Here is a 17,281-nt window from a genome sequence, read left to right as displayed (position 1 = left end):
CGGGCGGGGTGGGCGCCGGGCGCAGGCTGGGCGGCGCGGCGCGCGCCGGGCGCTCGGCGACACGGCCTTGTTTGAGCGTCAGCCGCGCGACCGCGGCATAGCCGAAGAAGCGGTTGACCCGCTCGACGATCTCCGGCGCGATATGCTGCATCATCGCCGCATGCGCGCCCTTCACCGTGACGGTGAGCACGCCCTCGGCTTTCTTGCCCGGCGGAAAGCGGATCGATTCGGGCGACGACACGCCGGCATATTTGGGGCCGACGATTTCCGCCCAGCGGGTGACGATTCCCGACTGGACGAAGCCGAAGCGGCGGAACGCCGCGCCGCCGACCTGGGGCAGCAAGTCGCCGACCGCGCGCGCCGGTCCACCTCGCGGCCGCCCAAGGTCTTTGGCAGGCGCAGGTTTGGCGGGGCCTTTGGGGGTCGCGCGTTTGCTCATTCGGCCATCCATGCCATAGCCGCGGGGTGGCCGCCAAGCTTCCTTCCGCACCATCTTTGTCCGGTTTTGTCGCGCCGACATTGCTGCGCTGGTACGACACGCATCGCCGCACCCTACCGTGGCGCGCCGGGCCGGGCGAGCGTGCCGATCCCTATCGCGTCTGGCTGTCCGAAGTGATGCTGCAACAGACCACCGTCGCCACGGTCGGGCCGCGCTTCGCCGCCTGGGTCGCGCGCTGGCCCGATTTCGCCAGCCTGGCCCGCGCCGACGAGGCTGACGTCATGGCGGCCTGGGCGGGGCTGGGCTATTATGCCCGAGCACGCAACCTGGTCGCCTGCGCGCGCGCGGTGGTCGGAGGGCACAATGGCGCCTTCCCGCGCACCGAGGCCGAGCTGCGCGCGCTGCCCGGGATCGGCGACTATACCGCCGCCGCGATCGCCGCGATCGCGTTCGACGAGCCGGCGACCGTGGTCGATGCCAATGTCGAGCGTGTCGTCGCGCGATTGTTCCGGCTGGAGGACAAGGCCGCGACCCGCCCGGCCGCGGCAACGCTTACGCCGGCCGAACGCCCCGGCGATTTCGCCCAGGCGATGATGGACCTGGGTGCCACGATTTGCACCTCGCGCGGACCCAAATGCCTGTTGTGCCCGCTGCGCGAGCAATGCGCAGCCTATGCGGCGGGCGATCAGGAGCGTTATCCGGTCAAGCCGGCCAGGGCCGACAAGCCGACGCGGCACGGGACCATCTTCTGGGCGCGCAATGGCGGCGACGTGCTGTTGGTACGGCGTCCGCCCAAGGGATTGCTCGGCGGCATGCGCGCGCTGCCGACCGGCCCGTGGAGCGCCGAGCCGCCTGGCCTGGCCGATGCTCCAGCGCCCGCCGATTGGCACCTGCTCCCCGCCACGGTCGAGCACGTCTTTACCCATTTCAGATTGAAACTCGTGCTTGCGACCGCGGCGATCGATCGCCATGCAGCGCCCGACGGTGCCTTATGGTGGCCGATCGAGTCGCTGGGGGAAGCAGGTCTGCCGACCGTCTTCGCCAAGGCGGCGAGCGCGACAGGAGAGCCTTGATGATCCGCCTGACCTCTTTCCTCACCGCCACCGTGACGATCGCCTTGCTGGCCGGCGCCGGCATCGCCCAGACCGCAAGCGTGCCGCTCCCCGCGCCGGCCGCGGCCCCCGCGACCGCCAGCCCGCTGCCGGCGACCCAGGCGCTCTATGATTCGTACGTCGCCGCCAACAAGATGCCGGGGATCGTCGGCGCGTTCGGCGGCGGCGACCTGCCGACCGCGTTCGTCTCGGCGGGCAAGATCGCGACCGACGCCAATGCCGCGCCGGCCGGTCCCGACAGCCTGTGGCGGGTCTATTCGATGACCAAACCGATCACAGCGATGGCGGCGATGATCCTGATCGAAGACGGCAAGATGAAGCTCGACGAGCCGGTCAGCGACTTCCTGCCCGCGTTCAAGAACATGCGCGTCCAGCTCAACGAGAATACGATCGACAGCCGCCCGGCGGCGCGCCCGATCACGATCCGCAACCTGCTGACGCACACTGCCGGCCTGGGCTATACCATCGTCACCAAGGGGCCGTTGCTCCAGCTGTACATCGACAAGGGTCTCACCCCCGGCCAGATCAACGCCGCGGACGAGACCAACCAGCGCAAGACGCGGCCCGCGACGCTGCAGGAATTCGCCAACAAGGTCGCGACTGTGCCGCTGATCGCCGATCCCGGGACCAAATGGAGCTATTCGATCGGGCTCGACGTGATGGGCGCGGTGATCGAGAAAGCGAGCGGGATGCGGTTCGACGCCTTCGTCCAGGCGCGCATCTTCGACCCGCTCAAGATGAAGTCGAGCTATTGGGCCGTGCCGGCGAGCGAAGTCGGTCGGCTGTCGACCAATTACGTTTTCCTGCCTGGCGACAAGATGTTCGCATTCGATCCCGCCGCGACCTCGGTCTATTTGACGACGCCGAGCTTCCCCTATGGCGGCGCCGGACTGGTGATGTCGGCGCGCGATTACGACAGGTTCCTGCACATGCTGCAGAACTATGGCGAACTCGACGGCGTGCGCATCATGAAGCCGGAGACAGCCAAAATCGCCATGTCCAACCTGCTGCCCCCTGGAGTCGAGTTCGGCGGCGTGGGCGGCGCGACCGGCGGAACCTCGGGGCCGAAGATGGGCTTCGGCGCCGGCGGATCGGTGGTGCTGGAGGACAAGGCGAATTCGATGGGCGCTGGCACCTATGGTTGGGGCGGCGCCGCCGGCACCGCGGCCTGGGTAAACCCGGTCAAGAAGATCCGCGGCACGATCATGGTCAATTACTTCCCCGCCGACAAATGGCCGATCCGCGACGAGACGGTGAAGGCGCTGATCAGCGACATGCAGCGTTACAAGACCAAGTGATTCGCCCCGGCTTCACCGGCAGCCCGCTCGATCGGGCCGATCCGCTGCGTCACGACGCCGAGAAACTGGCGGCGGCGATGGGCGACTGGCGCGCCAGGCTGCTCAAGCTCGACAATTTCGAGCCCGAGGTGGCGGAGGATGGCACACTCGGCTGGACCAGCCTGGCCGACGCGCCCGACGACGCCGAATTGGTCCTGCTCGGGCTGATCGACGGCAAGCCGCATTTCGCCGCTTATGTGCCGGGGATGCGCGCGCCGGCCGGACGCTCGCCCAGCCTGTTCCGCGCGCTCGACCTGATGCGGCCGGAAGAAGCGGAAACCTATGCCGCGGCGCGAAGCGTGCTCGATTGGCATAGCCGGCATCAATTCTGCCCTAATTGCGGGACGCAGACCGCGATGTTCCGCGCCGGCTGGGGACGGTTGTGCCCCAAGTGCGGCGCCGAGCATTTCCCGCGCACCGACCCGGTGGTGATCATGATCGCCGAACATTCGGGCCGCGCCTTGGTCGGTCGCGGGCCGCAATGGCCGGCGGGTCGCTATTCGGCGCTGGCCGGGTTCATGGAGCCGGGCGAATCGATCGAGGAAGCCGTCGCGCGCGAGATTTTCGAGGAAGCCGGCATCCGCGTCCGCAACGTGCGCTACATCGCCAGCCAGCCCTGGCCATTCCCCTCGTCATTGATGATGGCCTGCATCGGCGAGGCCGAGGACGACGTCATCACGATCGATCCGCACGAGCTGCAGGATGCGATGTGGGTCAGCCGCGAGGATGTCCGCAAGTCGCTGGCCGGCGACTCGTCCGCGCCGTTCCTCTCGCCCCCGCATTACGCGATTGCGCATACCTTGCTGACGGCGTGGGTGAACGAGGGGTAGATGCCTCGCCTCTCATCCCAGCTTAAGCAGTTTTAATCGAGCACGATCAGGTTTGACCGTCATGCCGGGCTTGTCCCGGCATCCACGGTGCAGGTTAGCGCATAGCAAGAGCTTCTTTTCCCGGGCTTGCCGCCCGGTGGACCCCGGGACAAGCCCGGGGTGACGAAGGCTAAAAATCGACCGCGATGCCCTTCAGCGTCCAGTCGCCGTACCGCGTCGGATCCTCGCCCAGCGGATCGTCCTTGGACGGCTCGACCTTTTCCGGTTCGGGCACCGGCGGGCTCGGCGTGAGGTAAGCGGGCGGCTTGACGTGCGGCGGGCGGGGCATGATGGGTCCATTGATTGAACGCTGGTCGTCGACGGGCCACATTGGAGCAGCAAGCGGTCGGCGCAATAGCCGATCGTGCCGGAGGGCCTTTTGGGCAGTCTAATAGCAGAATTGTTCGTCGACGCGATCCTCGACACGTTGATGTGGGGCACAGGCGCATTCGTGCTGAAAGTGATCAGACCGGATCGGCCAGTCAATAAAATCGCCGCCACTGTCCTCGGCCTGATCATCTGGCTCGTTGGGATCGCTGCGCTCTTCACGATCGGATATTTCCTGCTTGTCTAATTCCCCGCTTCCTCCTGGAGTCCCCGCCCGCCAAGCCGCACTTCGCCTGCTCGACGCCGTGCTTCGCCGCGGCGAGACGATCGACCAGGCGGCACCACGCGTGCTGTCCAGCCTGAAGGCGGATAACGACCGTGCGCTGGCCCGGGCGATCGCGGCCGAAGTGCTGCGGCACCTGCTGGATCTAGACGCGCTGATCGATTCGGCGACGCAGCGACCATTGCCGCATGACGCCAAGGCGCGCTTCGCGCTGCGCATCGCACTCGCCCAGTCGCTGCGGCTGGGGACGCCGGGGCATGCCGCGATCTCGACCGTGCTGCCGCTGGTCGATGGCGGCCCGCGCAAATTGGTCCATGGCGTGTTCGGTACGCTCGACCGGCGCAAGGCGACCTTGCCCGAACCGCCGACTCTGCCCGATGCCGTCACCGCGCGCTGGCAAGCGGCCTGGGGCGACGACATGGTGCAGGCGGCGCGCCGCGCGATCGCCGAGCCACCGCCAGTCGACCTGACCCTGGGTGGAGAGGAGGGGCCTGAGGGTCTCGAGCTGATGCCCGGCCAGCGCCGCCTGCCGCGTGGCACCGCGATTCCCGATTTGCCCGGGTTCTCCGACGGCGATTGGTGGGTGCAGGATCTGTCCGCCGCGATCCCCGCGCGCTTGCTCGGGCCGGGGAAGGGGAGCGTCATCGACGCCTGTGCCGCGCCCGGTGGCAAGACGATGCAGCTCGCCGCCGCGGGGTGGGCGGTCACCGCGATCGACGCGTCGGAAAGTCGTCTGGCACGACTTCGCGACAATCTGGCGCGGACGCATTTGACGGCGGAGATAGTCGCCGCCGACGTCGCTTTCTGGTCGCCGCCGGCACCTGTCGACGCCGTGTTGCTCGATGCGCCGTGCAGCGCGACCGGCATTTTCCGCCGCCATCCCGACGTGCTCCACCGCGTCCACCCCGCGATCATCGAGGAAGCGGCACACCTGCAGCGCCAGTTGCTGGTCCAGGCGGCAGGTTGGGTGAAAAAGGGCGGCAAGCTGGTCTACGCGACTTGCTCGCTCGAGCGCGAGGAAGGCGAGGAGCAAGTCGAGACCTTCCTCGCCGCCAACCCCGATTTCGCCCTCGATCCGGTCCGTGCTGACGAGCTTCCCGCCGGAATTGCCCCCAATCCACACGGCTGGGTACGCATTCTGCCAGGTGCGCTGGAAGAACAGGGCGGTTGCGACGGCTTCTTCATTGCCCGATTCGCGAGGGCTGGTTAGAGCAGGGCATGTCTCATCCCGTCCGCATTGCCCCCTCGATCCTGAGCGCCGATTTCGCCAAACTGGGCGAGGAAGTCCGCGCGATCGACGCCGCCGGCGCCGACTGGATCCATGTCGATGTAATGGACGGACATTTCGTCCCCAACATCACGATCGGGCCGCAAGTGGTGAAGGCGATTCGCCCGCACACCGCCAAGCCGCTCGACGTCCATCTGATGATCGCGCCGGTCGATCCCTATCTCGACCAGTTCGCGGAAGCGGGCGCCGACACCATCTCGATCCATGTCGAGGCCGGGCCGCACACCCATCGCAGCGTTCGCCACATCCGCAGCCTGGGCAAACGCGCCGGCGTCGTGCTGACCCCGCAGACCCCGGCCAAGGCGCTCGATTATCTGCTCGAGGAAATAGACCTGGTGCTGGTGATGAGCGTCAATCCCGGCTTCGGCGGGCAGAGCTTCATTCCGTCGGCGCTGCGCAAAATCGAAGCGATCAGGAAGATGATCGACAAGCAGGGGCTCGACGTCGACCTGGAAGTCGATGGCGGGATCGATCGCGAGACCGCGCCCCAAGTGATCGCGGCGGGTGCCGATGCTTTGGTCGCGGGCACTGCCACTTTCCGCGGCGGGCCAAGCGCCTATGCCGCCAATATCGCGGCGTTGAGGGGCGGGTGACCGACGAGCGCGCGCCAGACGGCATCGACGAAGGTAAGCGGCTGATCCGCATCGGGAGCAGCGCCGGCCTGTCGCTCGCCGACCGGGTTGCCGAACGCTTCCGCAAGCTCGCCTGGCGCACCCCGCTCCATGCCCTTCGCCTGCGCGGCCGCCATCCGCTCAAGCTGGTCGCGGTGCCCGAGGATCCGTTCGTTGGCGATCCGCGCCGCGGCAATGCCTTGCTCGACGGACGCATCGCGCTGCGCGGCGACAGCGTGGCGATCGCCGATCTCGATTTCGCCAAGCCCGAATGGTCGAAGCCGCTGGCGCATCACCTGCACAGCTTCGCCTGGCTGCGCGACCTGTCGACCGTAGCGACGCGTCCGGTCGGGGTGCCGATCGCCGAGACGATCATGCGGCTGTGGCTGGAAGTCCACGCCGACAAGGTCAGCGAACCGGCCTGGACGCCTGAATTGTGGGGCCGCCGCATCCTCCATTGGACCGCGCATGCGCCGCTGATCCTGTCGTCGTCCGATCTGGTCTATCGCAGCAAGGTGCTCAACACGCTGGCGCGCGGCGCCCGCCATCTCGATCGCAGCGCCGACAAGGCCCCGGCCGGGGTGGCGCGGATCGCCGCCTGGTGCGGGGTGATCTGCGCCGGGCTGCTGATCCCGGGCGGCGACCCGCGCCGCCAGATCGGCGAGGATGGGCTGGAAAAGGCGATCGAAGGCGCGGTGTACGAGGATGGCGGCGTGATCGCGCGCGCGCCCTTGGCGCAAGTCGACATCATCATGCTGCTGACCGCGCTGCGCGAGGCCTATACCGCGCGGCGGCTGGCGCCACCGGCGACCTTGTCCGCCGCGCTCGGCCGGATGGTCCCGGCGCTGCAAGGCGTGTGTCACGGCGATCATGGTCTCTCGAGCTGGCAAGGCGGCGGCCCGATCCGTGGCGAGCGGATCGACGAGATCGTCGCCGCGACCGGCGTGCGCGCGCGGCCGCTGCGTCAGGCGCGCGACTGGGGCTATCAGCGGCTGGCGCAGGCCGAGGCAGTGGTGATCGTCGATGCCGCCCCACCGCCGGTGTCGAGGCTGGCCGAGGGCGGCTGTGCGTCGACCCTGGCGCTGGAAATGTCCGACGGCGCCGAGCGGCTGATCGTCAATTGCGGCGGCGCGCGCGCGGCGATCGCGCAGATTCCGGCGACGCTGTCCGAAGGATTGCGCACCACCGCGGCGCATTCGACCCTGGTGGTCGGCGACAGCAATTCGACCGCGATCCATGCCGACGGCACCTTGGGCAAGGGCGTCGCCGAGGTCGAACTGGCGCGGCAGGAAAGCAACGGCGCCAGCCGGCTCGAGGCGAGCCATGACGGTTATGCCCGGCGGTTCGGGTTCCTTCACCGCCGCCAATTGCTGCTGGCAGGCGACGGCCGCGAATTGCGCGGCGACGACATGCTGTTGCCGGCCGGACGCAAGCGCAAGGTCGGCACGATCCCGTTCGCGATCCGCTTCCATCTGGGGGCAGGAGTCGAGGCGGCGCCGACTGCTGACGGCATGGCGGCACTTTTACGCTTGCCCTCGGGACGGCTGTGGCAATTCCGCTGCCGCGGTGGATCGCTGACGATCGAGGAGAGTTTGTGGATCGACCCCGACGGGCGGCCGGTCTCCACCCAGCAATTGGTGGTCAGCGGCGAGGCGGCGGCGGGCGGTGAGAATATCAGCTGGGCCTTGAAGCGCGCGACCTGATCGGCAATGGGGGCGGCGTCTGCTTCCCAGCCCAGCACAGGAATTCGCCATGGCCACCGACATCGTCCCCATCCGGCGGGCGCTGCTGTCCGTTTCGGACAAGACCGGAATCGTCGAATTGGCGACGGGACTCGCGGCCAAGCGTGTCGAACTGGTCTCGACCGGTGGCACCGCCAAGGCGCTGCGCGACGCCGGGCTGGACGTCCGCGACGTATCCGACCTGACCGGTTTCCCCGAGATGATGGACGGGCGGGTCAAGACGCTCCACCCGATGGTCCATGGCGGCCTGCTCGCGGTGCGCGACGATCCCGACCATGCCAAGGCGATGGAAGACCATGCGATCGGCGCGATCGATCTGGTCGTGGTCAACCTCTATCCCTTCGCGCAAACCGTGGCCAAGGGCGCCGAGCGCGACGAGATCATCGAGAATATCGATATCGGCGGCCCGTCGATGGTGCGCTCGGCGGCGAAGAACCATGCTTTCGTCGCGATCGTCACCGATCCTGCCGACTATGCCTTGCTCGAAAAGGGCGAGACCACACTCGACGAGCGCAAGAAGCTCGCCGCCAAGGCATTCGCCGCGACCGCGACTTATGATTCGATGATCGCGAGCTGGTTCGGCTTTGCCGACCAGGGCCAGATGTTTCCCGACACGCTGCCGCTGGTCCTCAACCAGCCGACCGTGCTGCGCTATGGCGAGAACCCGCATCAGCAAGCCGCCTTTTACCGCCATGCTGGACCCTCGGCGCGCGGCATCGGCCAGGCGCGGCAAGTGCAGGGCAAGGAGCTGAGCTACAACAATCTCAACGACGCCGACGCGGCGCTGCAACTCGTCGCCGAATTCCGCGATGCCGCGCCGACCTGCGTCATCGTCAAGCACGCCAATCCGTGCGGCGTCGCCACCGCCGCGAACCTGGAAACGGCCTATGCCGAGGCCTTTGCGTGCGACACCGTGTCGGCATTCGGCGGGATCATCGCGGTCAACCGGCCGCTCGACGCCGCCACGGCGCGGCAGATCACCGGGATCTTCACCGAAGTCGTGGTTGCGCCCGACGCCGATGAGGAAGCGCTGGCGCTATTCGCCGCGAAGAAGAATCTGCGGCTGCTGTTGACCGGCGAATTGCCCGATCCGGCGCGCGCCGGGCTCGACGCCAAGGCGATCACCGGCGGCTGGCTTATCCAGGGCCGCGACAATGGCCGCGTCACCGCCGCCGATCTCAAGACCGTGACCAAGCGCCAGCCGAGCGCGCAGGAATTGGCCGATTGCCTGTTCGCCTGGACCGTCGCCAAGCACGTCAAGTCGAACGCCATCGTCTATGCCAAGGACGGCGCCACCGCCGGCGTTGGCGCGGGGCAGATGAACCGGCTCGAATCCGCGAGGATCGCCGCCTGGAAAGCCAAGGACGCCGCCGACAAAGCCGGCTGGGCAACGCCGCGCACGATCGGCTCGGCCGTCGCCTCGGACGCATTCTTCCCCTTCGCCGACGGACTGCTCGCGGCGGTCGAAGCGGGAGCCACCGCGGTGATCCAGCCGGGCGGCTCGATCCGCGACGACGAGGTCATCGCCGCCGCCGACGAGGCCGGGCTGGCGATGGTGTTCACCGGGATGCGGCACTTCCGGCACTGATTTCCTGCAAGAGGTCTCGCACAAAGACACGAAGCCACAAAGAAGGGCTGGTTGGTCTAGCGGAATGCGCGGAAAACTGGCCGATATTGAGCCTCGCTGCGCGAGGCTCCTTTTCGCCTGCCTTGGCAAGTTGAACGGGCCGAAAACGGTCAGGCTATCCCGCAAACCTTCGTGGCTTCGTGTCTTTGTGCGAGCAAATTCACTCCGCCTGCAGCAAAAACCCAAGCTCAGGATCTGCCAACCCGCTAGCCCGCCGGGCAGCACGACGCGCGAAGGCGAGCGTGCACTTCTTACGGCCCGGCGTGCTCAGCGGATGTGTCGCTGCTTCGCGCAGGATCGCGGCGTCGTAGCGGTCGGCGATGATCACGCCCGAGCGTTCGGGCAGGAACGCTTCGCCGTGGAGCGGGCCGTGGTCGAAACCGTCGGGCACGGCCCAGAAGAAGCGGTCGCAATGGTCGAGATAGTCGAACCATTTGCCGTCGCCGAGCAGATCGGCGCGCGACACCTTGATCTCGACGATGACGATCTGGCCGCGCGAATCGATCGCCATGATGTCGGCACGGCGCCCGCCATCGAGCGGCACTTCGGTCATCGCCGCGAGATCGTGGCGCGCCAGCATGCGAATGACGCCGCGCGCGACATCAGCCGCGCACAGCGCCTCGGTTCCTGTCGGGGGACAGCGGGGAGACGCATCAAGCATCCCCCCGCTTTAGAACATCACCGGAACATCGGGAAGACCCGACGCGCGTTTTTACCGGAAAAAGATGTGGTTGCCGATCGTCGCGACGCGCGGACGGGCCCAGCCCGGGGAGACGCGGCGGGCGTGGAAATAGAGCGCGCCGGGGGTCGGATTGTCCCATTCCTTGTCCATAGCGACCTGCGCGATGGCCATCGCGGTACGATATTGCGCGGCCGAGCGAATCGCCGGAATCGCGCCACCGCGGATGAACGAGAATTGTCCCGGCTGCTTGACCACGCCGCAGATCGAGCGCGGGAAGCGGCCCGAATTGGTGCGGTTGATGATCACATTGGCGACTGCGAGCTGGCCGGAGAGCGGCTCGCCCTTCGATTCGAAATAGACCGCGCCGGCAAGGCACGACAGCTCCGAATCGACATCGTCGCCAACATCCTGACCGGCGACTGCCGCGGCCAGGCTGGCGAACTGCAAGCCCGGCGCGGGCGCCGGGGCCGCCGAACGGACCTCGTTGGAGGAGGTCGGCGCACCGTCACTCTGACCGATCGATGGAACCGGCTTGGGGACTGATGGGTTGATGGCGGAACTGGTAGCCGTGGTGGCGATTGCCGGGATCAGCGCAGCGTCGCGATCCGCTCCCAGGGCCTTGCTCGAGACGGTGAAACCGGCGAGCGTGGTTAGTGCAATGAACGTCGCCGCGAGGTTCGCGGCGCGAGAGGAAAACAGCATTTAGACTTGCTAAAGTGCGGTTGGGGCGCGGACTCGATCGCAAGGAAAAGGATCGCCCGGACCACCACCCGACTGCGTAACCGTTAGGGATCGCACCCCATTCCGGCACAACGCGGATAATTGGTGAATAATCCCTTGTATTGTGCAGCGCAGCAAGTCAATCGCCGACCAAGGTTTCAGCGGCGAACCGTTCCGCTTGCGGGATATCCAGTTCCACTACCCAGAGATCGGGGTCGTTTCGGCGGCGTTTCGTCCAATAGTCGGTCTGCGCCTGCGAATCGCCTTCCGGTCCGACTGCAATCAGCTCGACATCGCCGCTCGGGCCGATCCCGCGTTCCCATAGCCGCGCATTCTGGCCGCGATCCTGCGCCACGACGAGCACGGCGCCGGCGGTCGCGTCGCCCTTGGCCAGGACGGTGGCGAAACCGCCTGCCTGGTTTGCGCGGCGGACCAGCGCATTGACCAGCGCGCCGGTCGCCAGCCGCGCGCTCACGCCGAACGATAGCCCGGCAGACCGGCCAGCGCGATCGACGATCGCATGAACGTGCCGGTGCCGCGCGCGACTTCCTCGCCCTGCTCGTCGATCAGCCGCGCTTCGCCGACGAACACGCGGCGCTGGCCGCTGACCCATTTGCCCTCGGCGATCGCCGGTCCGGCCCTTAGTGGCCGGGTGAACAGCAGGTTGAACGCGGTGGTCAGCAGGAAGCGATCGCTGACCAGGCTGTTGCAGGCATAGAAAGCGGCGTCGTCGAGCATCTTGAAATAGCTCGTGCCGTGGACCGCACCGCCGGCATGATAATATTGCTCACCGATCTCGAAGTGGATCCGCGCGATGCCGCTTTCGGGGATTTCCAGGCGCGATTTGAACAATTGGTTGATCGGCGCCGCGGCATAGAGCGATTCGAGCGCACGGAAATGCGCCCGGGCGCCCGAATCGGTCCCGCCCGGGTCAGGCGGCATCCCTGGCCTCATCTTGGGTCAGCAGGAAATAAAGTGCGTCCTTCGATCCCGCGCCGCGCAATTTGGCGACGAACGCGGCGTCGCGCAGCAGCCGCGACACCCGCGCCAGCGCCTTGAGGTGCGCGGCGCCGGCATCGGGCGGCGAAAACAAAGCGAACACCAGGTCGACCGGCAGATCGTCGACCGCGGCGAAATCGAGCGGGCGCGCGAGCTCGACGAACAGGCCACGGATCGCATCGATTCCCTCGATCCGCGCGTGCGGAATGGCGATGCCGCCGCCGAAACCGGTCGAACCGAGCTTCTCGCGCTGGGCGAGTCCCTCGGCCGCGGCCTTGGCGTCGATGCCATAGGCCGTCGCGGCGAGCGCGCCGAGCTGTTGGAACAGCATTTTCTTGCTCGCCGCCGCCAGCCCCTCGGCAACCGCCTCGGGCCGGACCAGGTCCGACAGGTCGATCATATCGCGCTTTCTTCCGGCTTTTGGCTTTTAACTGGCGCGCTGCGGCTCTACCCAGCCGATCGTGCCGTCGCCGCGGCGATAGACCATGTTGTACGACCCCGTCCCGCTATTCTTGAACATAAGCGCCTGGGTATTGCGCAGATCGAGCATCATCACTGCGTCGGACACCGATGCCTCGGGCACGTCGACCCGGGTTTCGGCGATGATCAGCGGCGCATCGCCCGCTTCGTCCTCATCGGTCGATTCCTGGAACAAAGTATAACCGGCATTGGCGTCGGGTTCGGCCTCGCCGTTGACGATCGTCCCGGCTGCCTTGCGATCCTTCAGCCGGCGCATATAGCGGCGCAATTGCTTCTCGATCTTGTCGGCCGATCCGTCGAACGCGCCATGCGCGTCATTACCGTCGTTGCTGGCCTTGAGCACCAGGCCATGCATGACATGCGCGACGACATCGCATTTGAATCGATTGTCGTGCGGGCCTTTCCCGAAGGTCACCTGAGCTGAGATGGCGCGCGAGAAATATTTGTCCGCAATACCCTGGAGGCGATCCTGGACATGGCTCTTCAGCGCTTCGCCCGTTTCAACCTGATGTCCCGAGACACGGATATCCATTTTCTCTTCTCCATTCTTGGCGACGGTGGCGCATTCGCCTTGTCCCTCGCAACGCGCGTCAACCGGACGCCTCGGCCCCCCATAAAGGGTTTTTGAGCGTCGCCACGAACCCGGCGTGGCGCGCCAGTTCCTCCGCGCTCGGCTCGAATACGCGCATCGGCCGCGGTTGGGCGGCGCGCGGATCGGTGTCGATCACGGAGATTTCGATTCTTTCCTCGACCTCGCTGACGAGGGTCAGGCCGATCTGGCGGCCGCCGGTCAGCTCGATATAGACTTGCGACAGCAATTGCGCGTCGAGCAGCGCGCCGTGGAGCACGCGGTGACTGCGGTCGATGCCGTAGCGCGTGCACAGCGCGTCGAGCGAATGTTTGGCGCCGGGATGGCGCTGGCGCGCCATCGCCACGGTGTCGATCATGCGGTCGAGCGAGATAACCTCGCGCCCCAGCTTGCCGAGCTCACCGTTGAGAAAGCCGAAGTCGAAACTGGCATTGTGCGCGACCAGCCGCGAATCGCCGAGAAACTCGAGCAGCTCGTCGACCTTTTCGTGGAAGCGCGGCTTGTCCGAGAGAAAGACATCAGACAGGCCGTGGATACGGAATGCCTCGACCGGCATCGGTCGTTCGGGATTGAAATAGAGGTGAAAACTGCGCCCCGTCTCGACACGATTGACCATCTCGATACAGCCAATCTCGACCATACGGTCGCCCCCGCTGAAGGAGAGGCCGGTGGTTTCGGTGTCGAAGACGATTTCGCGCATTTGTCCTTTTATCGGTCTTGGCTGGCACGGACGCAAGCTATCACCCTACGCACGGCGGTACGGGTTTGATCCATCGGGCAATCGGTCGCGATAACATGGTCCGCGCGCACCCTTTTTTCCGCGTCGGGAGTCTGGCGAGCGAGAATGTCGGCGAACCGTTCGCGAGTCATGCCGGGGCGCGCCAGGACGCGCTCCTGCTGGGTTGCGGCGTCGGCGGACACCACCACGACGACATCGACGTTACGATCGCCGCCGGTCTCGAACAGCAAGGGAATGTCGAACACGACCATATCGTCGTCGCCATGTTGTGCCAGAAACGCGGCGCGCTCCTCGCCGACCGCTGGGTGGACGATCGCCTCGAGCCGCTTGATCGCCGCGTCGTCGCCGAACACGCGGGCGCCGAGTTCGGCGCGATCGACGCCGTCGGGACCCGTGGTGCCGGGGAACGCCGCTTCGATCGCCGGCAACAATCGACCACCCGGGCCCTGAAGCAGGCGCACCGCCGCGTCGGCATCGAATACCGCAATTCCTTCATCGGCGAACATCTGCGCCACCGCCGATTTGCCCATCCCGATCGAGCCGGTAAGGCCAATCGTCTTCATGACGTCAGCAGCGCCCTGAGCTCGTCGTCGCGATCGCGCGGGGGTTCGGCGCCGAACAGCAATTCGAACGCCAAAGCGGCCTGGCCGATCAGCATGTCGAGCCCGTCGACCGTATCGAGATCGCGCGCCCGCGCCGCCTTGAGCAGCCCGGTTTCGAGCGGCGCGTAGACGATGTCGTACACCACCGCATCCTCCGGCAGCGGCGCCAGATCGAGATCGAGCGGCGGTTGCCCCGCCATGCCGAGCGAGGTGGCGTTGACCAGCAAGGCCGCGGGCGGCAGCGGCGAATCGAGCTTGAGCGCATCGCCCTTGAGCCCGAAGCTGGCGAGCAACGCCGCGCCTTTGAGCGGATTGCGGTTGAGCAAGGTGACTCGCCCCACCCCAATGCGAGACAGTGCGAACAGGATCGCACGCGCCGCGCCGCCCGCGCCCACCACGACGATCGGCTGGCCGGCCAGATCCAGCCCCGAAATCGGCGCGTAGAACCCCGCCGCATCGGTATTGGTCCCGATCAGAGCGCCCTCCGAACGGAACGCCAGGTTGATCGCGCCGATCGACTGCTTCACTCCGCCGCGATCCTCGACAAAGGCGAGCGCGGTTTCCTTATGCGGGATGGTGATGTTGCAGCCGAGCCAGTCGGGGTCGGCCGTGCGCGCGCCGAAATAATCCGCTAACCCCGCTGGCGTGACGTGGGTGGCACGATAATCGCCGTCGAGCCCGAGCGCCTTCAACCAGAAACCGTGGATCAGCGGCGACTTGGAATGCTTGATCGGGTCGCCGATCACTTCGGCGTATTTCATGACGTCATTTCCCCCCGCGTGCGCAGATAGTCGAGCACCGGAAGCAACGGCATGCCCAGCACGGTGAAATGGCTGCCCTCGATCCGGCCGAACAATTGGACGCCTGGACCTTCGATGCGGAAACAGCCGACACAGCCGGCGATCGCCGGCCATTCGAGGTCGAGATAGGCTTGGATGAATGCTTCCGACAGCGGCCGCACGAACAGTCGCGCGCGATCGACGTGACGCCAGACCGGGCGGCCCTGTTCGGCGATGACCGCCGCGCTCCACAAGGCATGTTCTCCATTGGACATGGCGCGGAGGTGATCGCCGGCCTGGTCGCGAGTCAGCGGCTTGTCGAGCAGCCTGCCGTCGGCAAGCGCAACGATCGAATCGCTGCCGAGGACCAGCGCACCGGGATGCGCCTGCGACACCTTCAACGCCTTCAGCTCGGCCAGTGCGTCGGCAATGTCGCGCGCCGGCTGGCCTGCCATTGCCGCCTTGACGCCATCTTCGTCGACTCGTGCGGGCTCGGCGACATAGGTGACGCCGGCGGCATCGAGCATCGCTCGCCGAGACGCGCTTTGCGAAGCAAGGATCAAGGTCATTCGTCGCCCGCCTGGTCGTTGATCAAGGCGACGATCGCCGCCGCAGTTTCCTCGATCGATCGCCGCGTGACGTCGATCACCGGCCAGCCATTATCGGCGAACATCCGCCGCGCGAAGGCGACTTCTCGGGTCACCGCTTCCTGGTCGACATAAGCGGTTTCCGGGGACTGGTTGAGCGACAGCAGGCGATTGCGCCGCACCTGGATCAGACGATCCGCGCTGGTGGTCAGGCCGACGACGATCGGATGCTGGAGCTCGAACAATTTAGCCGGCGGCGGGCTTTCGGGCACGATCGGGATATTGGCCGTCTTGTAGCCGCGATTGGCGAGATAGATCGACGTCGGGGTCTTCGACGTGCGCGACACGCCGGCAAGGACGATGTCCGCCTCTTCCCAATTCTCCCAGCCGATGCCGTCGTCATGCGCGATGGTGAACTGGATCGCGTCGACCCGCGCGAAATAAGCGGCGTCGAGCACGTGCTGGCGGCCGGGCCGCGCCTTGGCCTGCTGGCCGAGCAGATTGGACAAAGCGTCGTTGACCGGATCGAGCGGCGCCACCGCGGGCAGGCCCAAGGCGCGGCACCGCGTCTCTAGCGCCCGCCGCATCTCGCCCGATACCAAAGTGAACAGCACCAGCCCGGGATTGTGCGCGATTTCCTGCAGGATGCGCTCGAGATGCGCCTCGCTCCGGACCATCGGCCAGAAATGACGAATGGTCTCGACATCGTCATATTGCGCCAGCGCCGCCTTGGCGATGTTCTCCAGCGTCTCGCCGGTGGAATCGGACAGGAGGTGCAAATGGAGCCGCATTTTTCAGCGTGCCGGAAAGCCTGTGGGCAACATCGGGAAAACCGCTAGCGCAAGTCATCCCCCCGGCCAAGCGGTGCTCGGCGGTGGACAAAGCCATCGGTCATCCACAACCTCATCGACAGGGGACGTTTCCCCACACAGGCTGTGGATTGCGGGGACGAAAGAATGGAATCGGCGGGGCTGCGTGAGTCCGCTGCCGTCAAGCTGTTGGCATTTACGGGACGAACGCATAAGCCCCGGCATCCACGCGCCAACAACTACAACAACCCTCTTATCTATATATCTATATGACTCTTGGGACGGCCCCGATTCCGGAAAAACCCCTACTCGCAACGTTGCTCGGCGAGCGCCGGGACGTGCCTCCGATCTGGCTGATGCGCCAGGCCGGACGCTATCTTCCCGAATATCGTGAGCTGCGTTCACAAAAAGGCGGGTTCCTCGATCTCGCCACCGACAGCGAGGCGGCGTGCGAAGTCACGCTGCAGCCGGTCCGCCGCTTCGGCATGGATGGCGCGATCCTGTTCTCCGACATCCTGATGGTGCCCTGGGCGCTGGGACAACGTCTGTGGTTCGAGGAAGGCGAAGGACCCCGCCTGGCCCCCAGGCTGGTGGATAACGCGCTTAGCGAGCTTCAGGCGGCGCCAGAGCGGCTCGAGCCGGTGTACGAGACGGTGCGCC

Annotated in this window: 22 protein-coding genes; 9 read left to right on the top strand and 13 right to left on the bottom strand. The window is 66.5% G+C overall.

Annotated features, from left to right (window positions below; genetic code table 11):
* The coding region (locus SAS01S_RS18505) for a DUF721 domain-containing protein (RefSeq protein WP_066812352.1) at window positions 1-439 on the bottom strand (439 nt) is incomplete at its 3' end.
* 80 nt (window positions 440-519) lie between these two features.
* Here SAS01S_RS18505 and SAS01S_RS18500 point away from each other — a divergent pair.
* The 3 genes from SAS01S_RS18500 to nudC are packed head-to-tail and all read left to right on the top strand — an operon-like array spanning window position 520 to window position 3,718.
* The gene (locus SAS01S_RS18500; RefSeq protein WP_066812354.1) at window positions 520-1,512 is read left to right on the top strand and encodes an A/G-specific adenine glycosylase; all 993 of its coding nucleotides are present in this window, start codon (window positions 520-522) and stop codon (window positions 1,510-1,512) included.
* Window positions 1,512-2,849, top strand: a complete 1,338-nt coding sequence (locus tag SAS01S_RS18495; RefSeq protein ID WP_066812351.1) for a serine hydrolase domain-containing protein — start codon at window positions 1,512-1,514, stop codon at window positions 2,847-2,849. The genes SAS01S_RS18500 and SAS01S_RS18495 overlap by 1 nt, the downstream gene beginning before the upstream one ends.
* A complete protein-coding gene (nudC, locus tag SAS01S_RS18490; RefSeq protein WP_066812350.1) occupies window positions 2,846-3,718 on the top strand; it encodes an NAD(+) diphosphatase in 873 nt (290 codons plus the stop codon). Before SAS01S_RS18495 ends, nudC begins: the two co-directional genes overlap by 4 nt.
* A gap of 169 nt (window positions 3,719-3,887) precedes the next feature.
* On the opposite strand, the gene SAS01S_RS18485 is transcribed toward nudC, so the two are convergent.
* Window positions 3,888-4,046 (bottom strand): DUF1674 domain-containing protein, encoded by a 159-nt coding sequence (locus tag SAS01S_RS18485; protein ID WP_084239201.1) that lies wholly within the window; start codon window positions 4,044-4,046, stop codon window positions 3,888-3,890.
* 75 nt (window positions 4,047-4,121) lie between these two features.
* Between SAS01S_RS18485 and SAS01S_RS22660 the strand changes: the two genes are divergently transcribed.
* Genes SAS01S_RS22660 through purH form a run of 5 tightly spaced genes read left to right on the top strand, consistent with a single transcriptional unit; the run spans window position 4,122 to window position 9,596 of the window.
* Entirely contained in the window at window positions 4,122-4,331 is a 210-nt protein-coding gene (locus SAS01S_RS22660) for a hypothetical protein (protein WP_169804984.1), read from the top strand.
* Window positions 4,324-5,577, top strand: a complete 1,254-nt coding sequence (locus SAS01S_RS18480) for an RsmB/NOP family class I SAM-dependent RNA methyltransferase (protein ID WP_066812348.1) — start codon at window positions 4,324-4,326, stop codon at window positions 5,575-5,577. Before SAS01S_RS22660 ends, SAS01S_RS18480 begins: the two co-directional genes overlap by 8 nt.
* Before the next feature lie 8 nt (window positions 5,578-5,585).
* A complete protein-coding gene (gene rpe, locus SAS01S_RS18475) occupies window positions 5,586-6,248 on the top strand; it encodes a ribulose-phosphate 3-epimerase (protein WP_066812347.1) in 663 nt (220 codons plus the stop codon).
* A complete protein-coding gene (locus SAS01S_RS18470) occupies window positions 6,245-7,969 on the top strand; it encodes a heparinase II/III family protein (protein WP_066812346.1) in 1,725 nt (574 codons plus the stop codon). The genes rpe and SAS01S_RS18470 overlap by 4 nt, the downstream gene beginning before the upstream one ends.
* A gap of 49 nt (window positions 7,970-8,018) precedes the next feature.
* Entirely contained in the window at window positions 8,019-9,596 is a 1,578-nt protein-coding gene (gene purH / locus SAS01S_RS18465; RefSeq protein WP_066812345.1) for a bifunctional phosphoribosylaminoimidazolecarboxamide formyltransferase/IMP cyclohydrolase, read from the top strand.
* Window positions 9,597-9,795: 199 nt separating this feature from the next.
* Here purH and SAS01S_RS18460 read toward each other — a convergent pair whose 3' ends face one another.
* The 11 genes from SAS01S_RS18460 to SAS01S_RS18410 all read right to left on the bottom strand — a co-directional run bounded on the left by SAS01S_RS18460 (window position 9,796) and on the right by SAS01S_RS18410 (window position 16,603).
* On the bottom strand, window positions 9,796-10,296 hold the full coding sequence (locus SAS01S_RS18460; RefSeq protein ID WP_066589447.1) for an MmcB family DNA repair protein: 501 nt from the start codon (window positions 10,294-10,296) through the stop codon (window positions 9,796-9,798).
* 51 nt (window positions 10,297-10,347) lie between these two features.
* Window positions 10,348-11,019, bottom strand: coding sequence for a cell wall hydrolase (locus SAS01S_RS18455; RefSeq protein WP_066812344.1), 672 nt, complete (start codon window positions 11,017-11,019; stop codon window positions 10,348-10,350).
* 157 nt (window positions 11,020-11,176) lie between these two features.
* On the bottom strand, window positions 11,177-11,512 hold the full coding sequence (locus SAS01S_RS18450; RefSeq protein ID WP_066812343.1) for a DUF1491 family protein: 336 nt from the start codon (window positions 11,510-11,512) through the stop codon (window positions 11,177-11,179).
* Entirely contained in the window at window positions 11,509-11,979 is a 471-nt protein-coding gene (locus SAS01S_RS18445) for a PaaI family thioesterase (protein WP_066812342.1), read from the bottom strand. Before SAS01S_RS18445 ends, SAS01S_RS18450 begins: the two co-directional genes overlap by 4 nt.
* Entirely contained in the window at window positions 11,969-12,436 is a 468-nt protein-coding gene (locus tag SAS01S_RS18440; RefSeq protein WP_066812341.1) for a PTS sugar transporter subunit IIA, read from the bottom strand. The genes SAS01S_RS18445 and SAS01S_RS18440 overlap by 11 nt, the downstream gene beginning before the upstream one ends.
* Before the next feature lie 27 nt (window positions 12,437-12,463).
* Entirely contained in the window at window positions 12,464-13,048 is a 585-nt protein-coding gene (gene hpf / locus SAS01S_RS18435) for a ribosome hibernation-promoting factor, HPF/YfiA family (protein WP_066812340.1), read from the bottom strand.
* A 58-nt stretch (window positions 13,049-13,106) separates the two neighbouring features.
* Complete coding sequence (dnaQ, locus tag SAS01S_RS18430; RefSeq protein ID WP_066812339.1) at window positions 13,107-13,805, bottom strand: DNA polymerase III subunit epsilon; 699 nt, start codon at window positions 13,803-13,805, stop codon at window positions 13,107-13,109.
* Between the two features lie 8 nt (window positions 13,806-13,813).
* Complete coding sequence (gene coaE / locus SAS01S_RS18425; protein ID WP_066812338.1) at window positions 13,814-14,407, bottom strand: dephospho-CoA kinase; 594 nt, start codon at window positions 14,405-14,407, stop codon at window positions 13,814-13,816.
* Window positions 14,404-15,207, bottom strand: a complete 804-nt coding sequence (locus SAS01S_RS18420) for a shikimate dehydrogenase family protein (protein WP_066812337.1) — start codon at window positions 15,205-15,207, stop codon at window positions 14,404-14,406. Before SAS01S_RS18420 ends, coaE begins: the two co-directional genes overlap by 4 nt.
* Window positions 15,204-15,794, bottom strand: coding sequence for a Maf family protein (locus tag SAS01S_RS18415; protein ID WP_084239199.1), 591 nt, complete (start codon window positions 15,792-15,794; stop codon window positions 15,204-15,206). Before SAS01S_RS18415 ends, SAS01S_RS18420 begins: the two co-directional genes overlap by 4 nt.
* Window positions 15,791-16,603: a pyruvate, water dikinase regulatory protein gene (locus tag SAS01S_RS18410; RefSeq protein WP_066812336.1), complete on the bottom strand. Its 813-nt coding sequence runs from the start codon at window positions 16,601-16,603 to the stop codon at window positions 15,791-15,793. Before SAS01S_RS18410 ends, SAS01S_RS18415 begins: the two co-directional genes overlap by 4 nt.
* Window positions 16,604-16,890: 287 nt before the next feature.
* On the opposite strand from SAS01S_RS18410, the gene SAS01S_RS18405 reads away from it, so the two are divergent.
* Window positions 16,891-17,281 (top strand): uroporphyrinogen decarboxylase family protein (locus tag SAS01S_RS18405; protein WP_281179337.1); only part of this gene is annotated, 391 nt, incomplete at its 3' end.

The organism is Sphingomonas asaccharolytica NBRC 15499 (assembly GCF_001598355.1).
In the GTDB taxonomy this organism is placed as follows: Bacteria; Pseudomonadota; Alphaproteobacteria; order Sphingomonadales; family Sphingomonadaceae; genus Sphingomonas; species Sphingomonas asaccharolytica.
The sequence above is the reverse complement of the archived record's forward strand: the minus strand, read 5'-3'. Positions and strand labels throughout refer to the sequence as shown.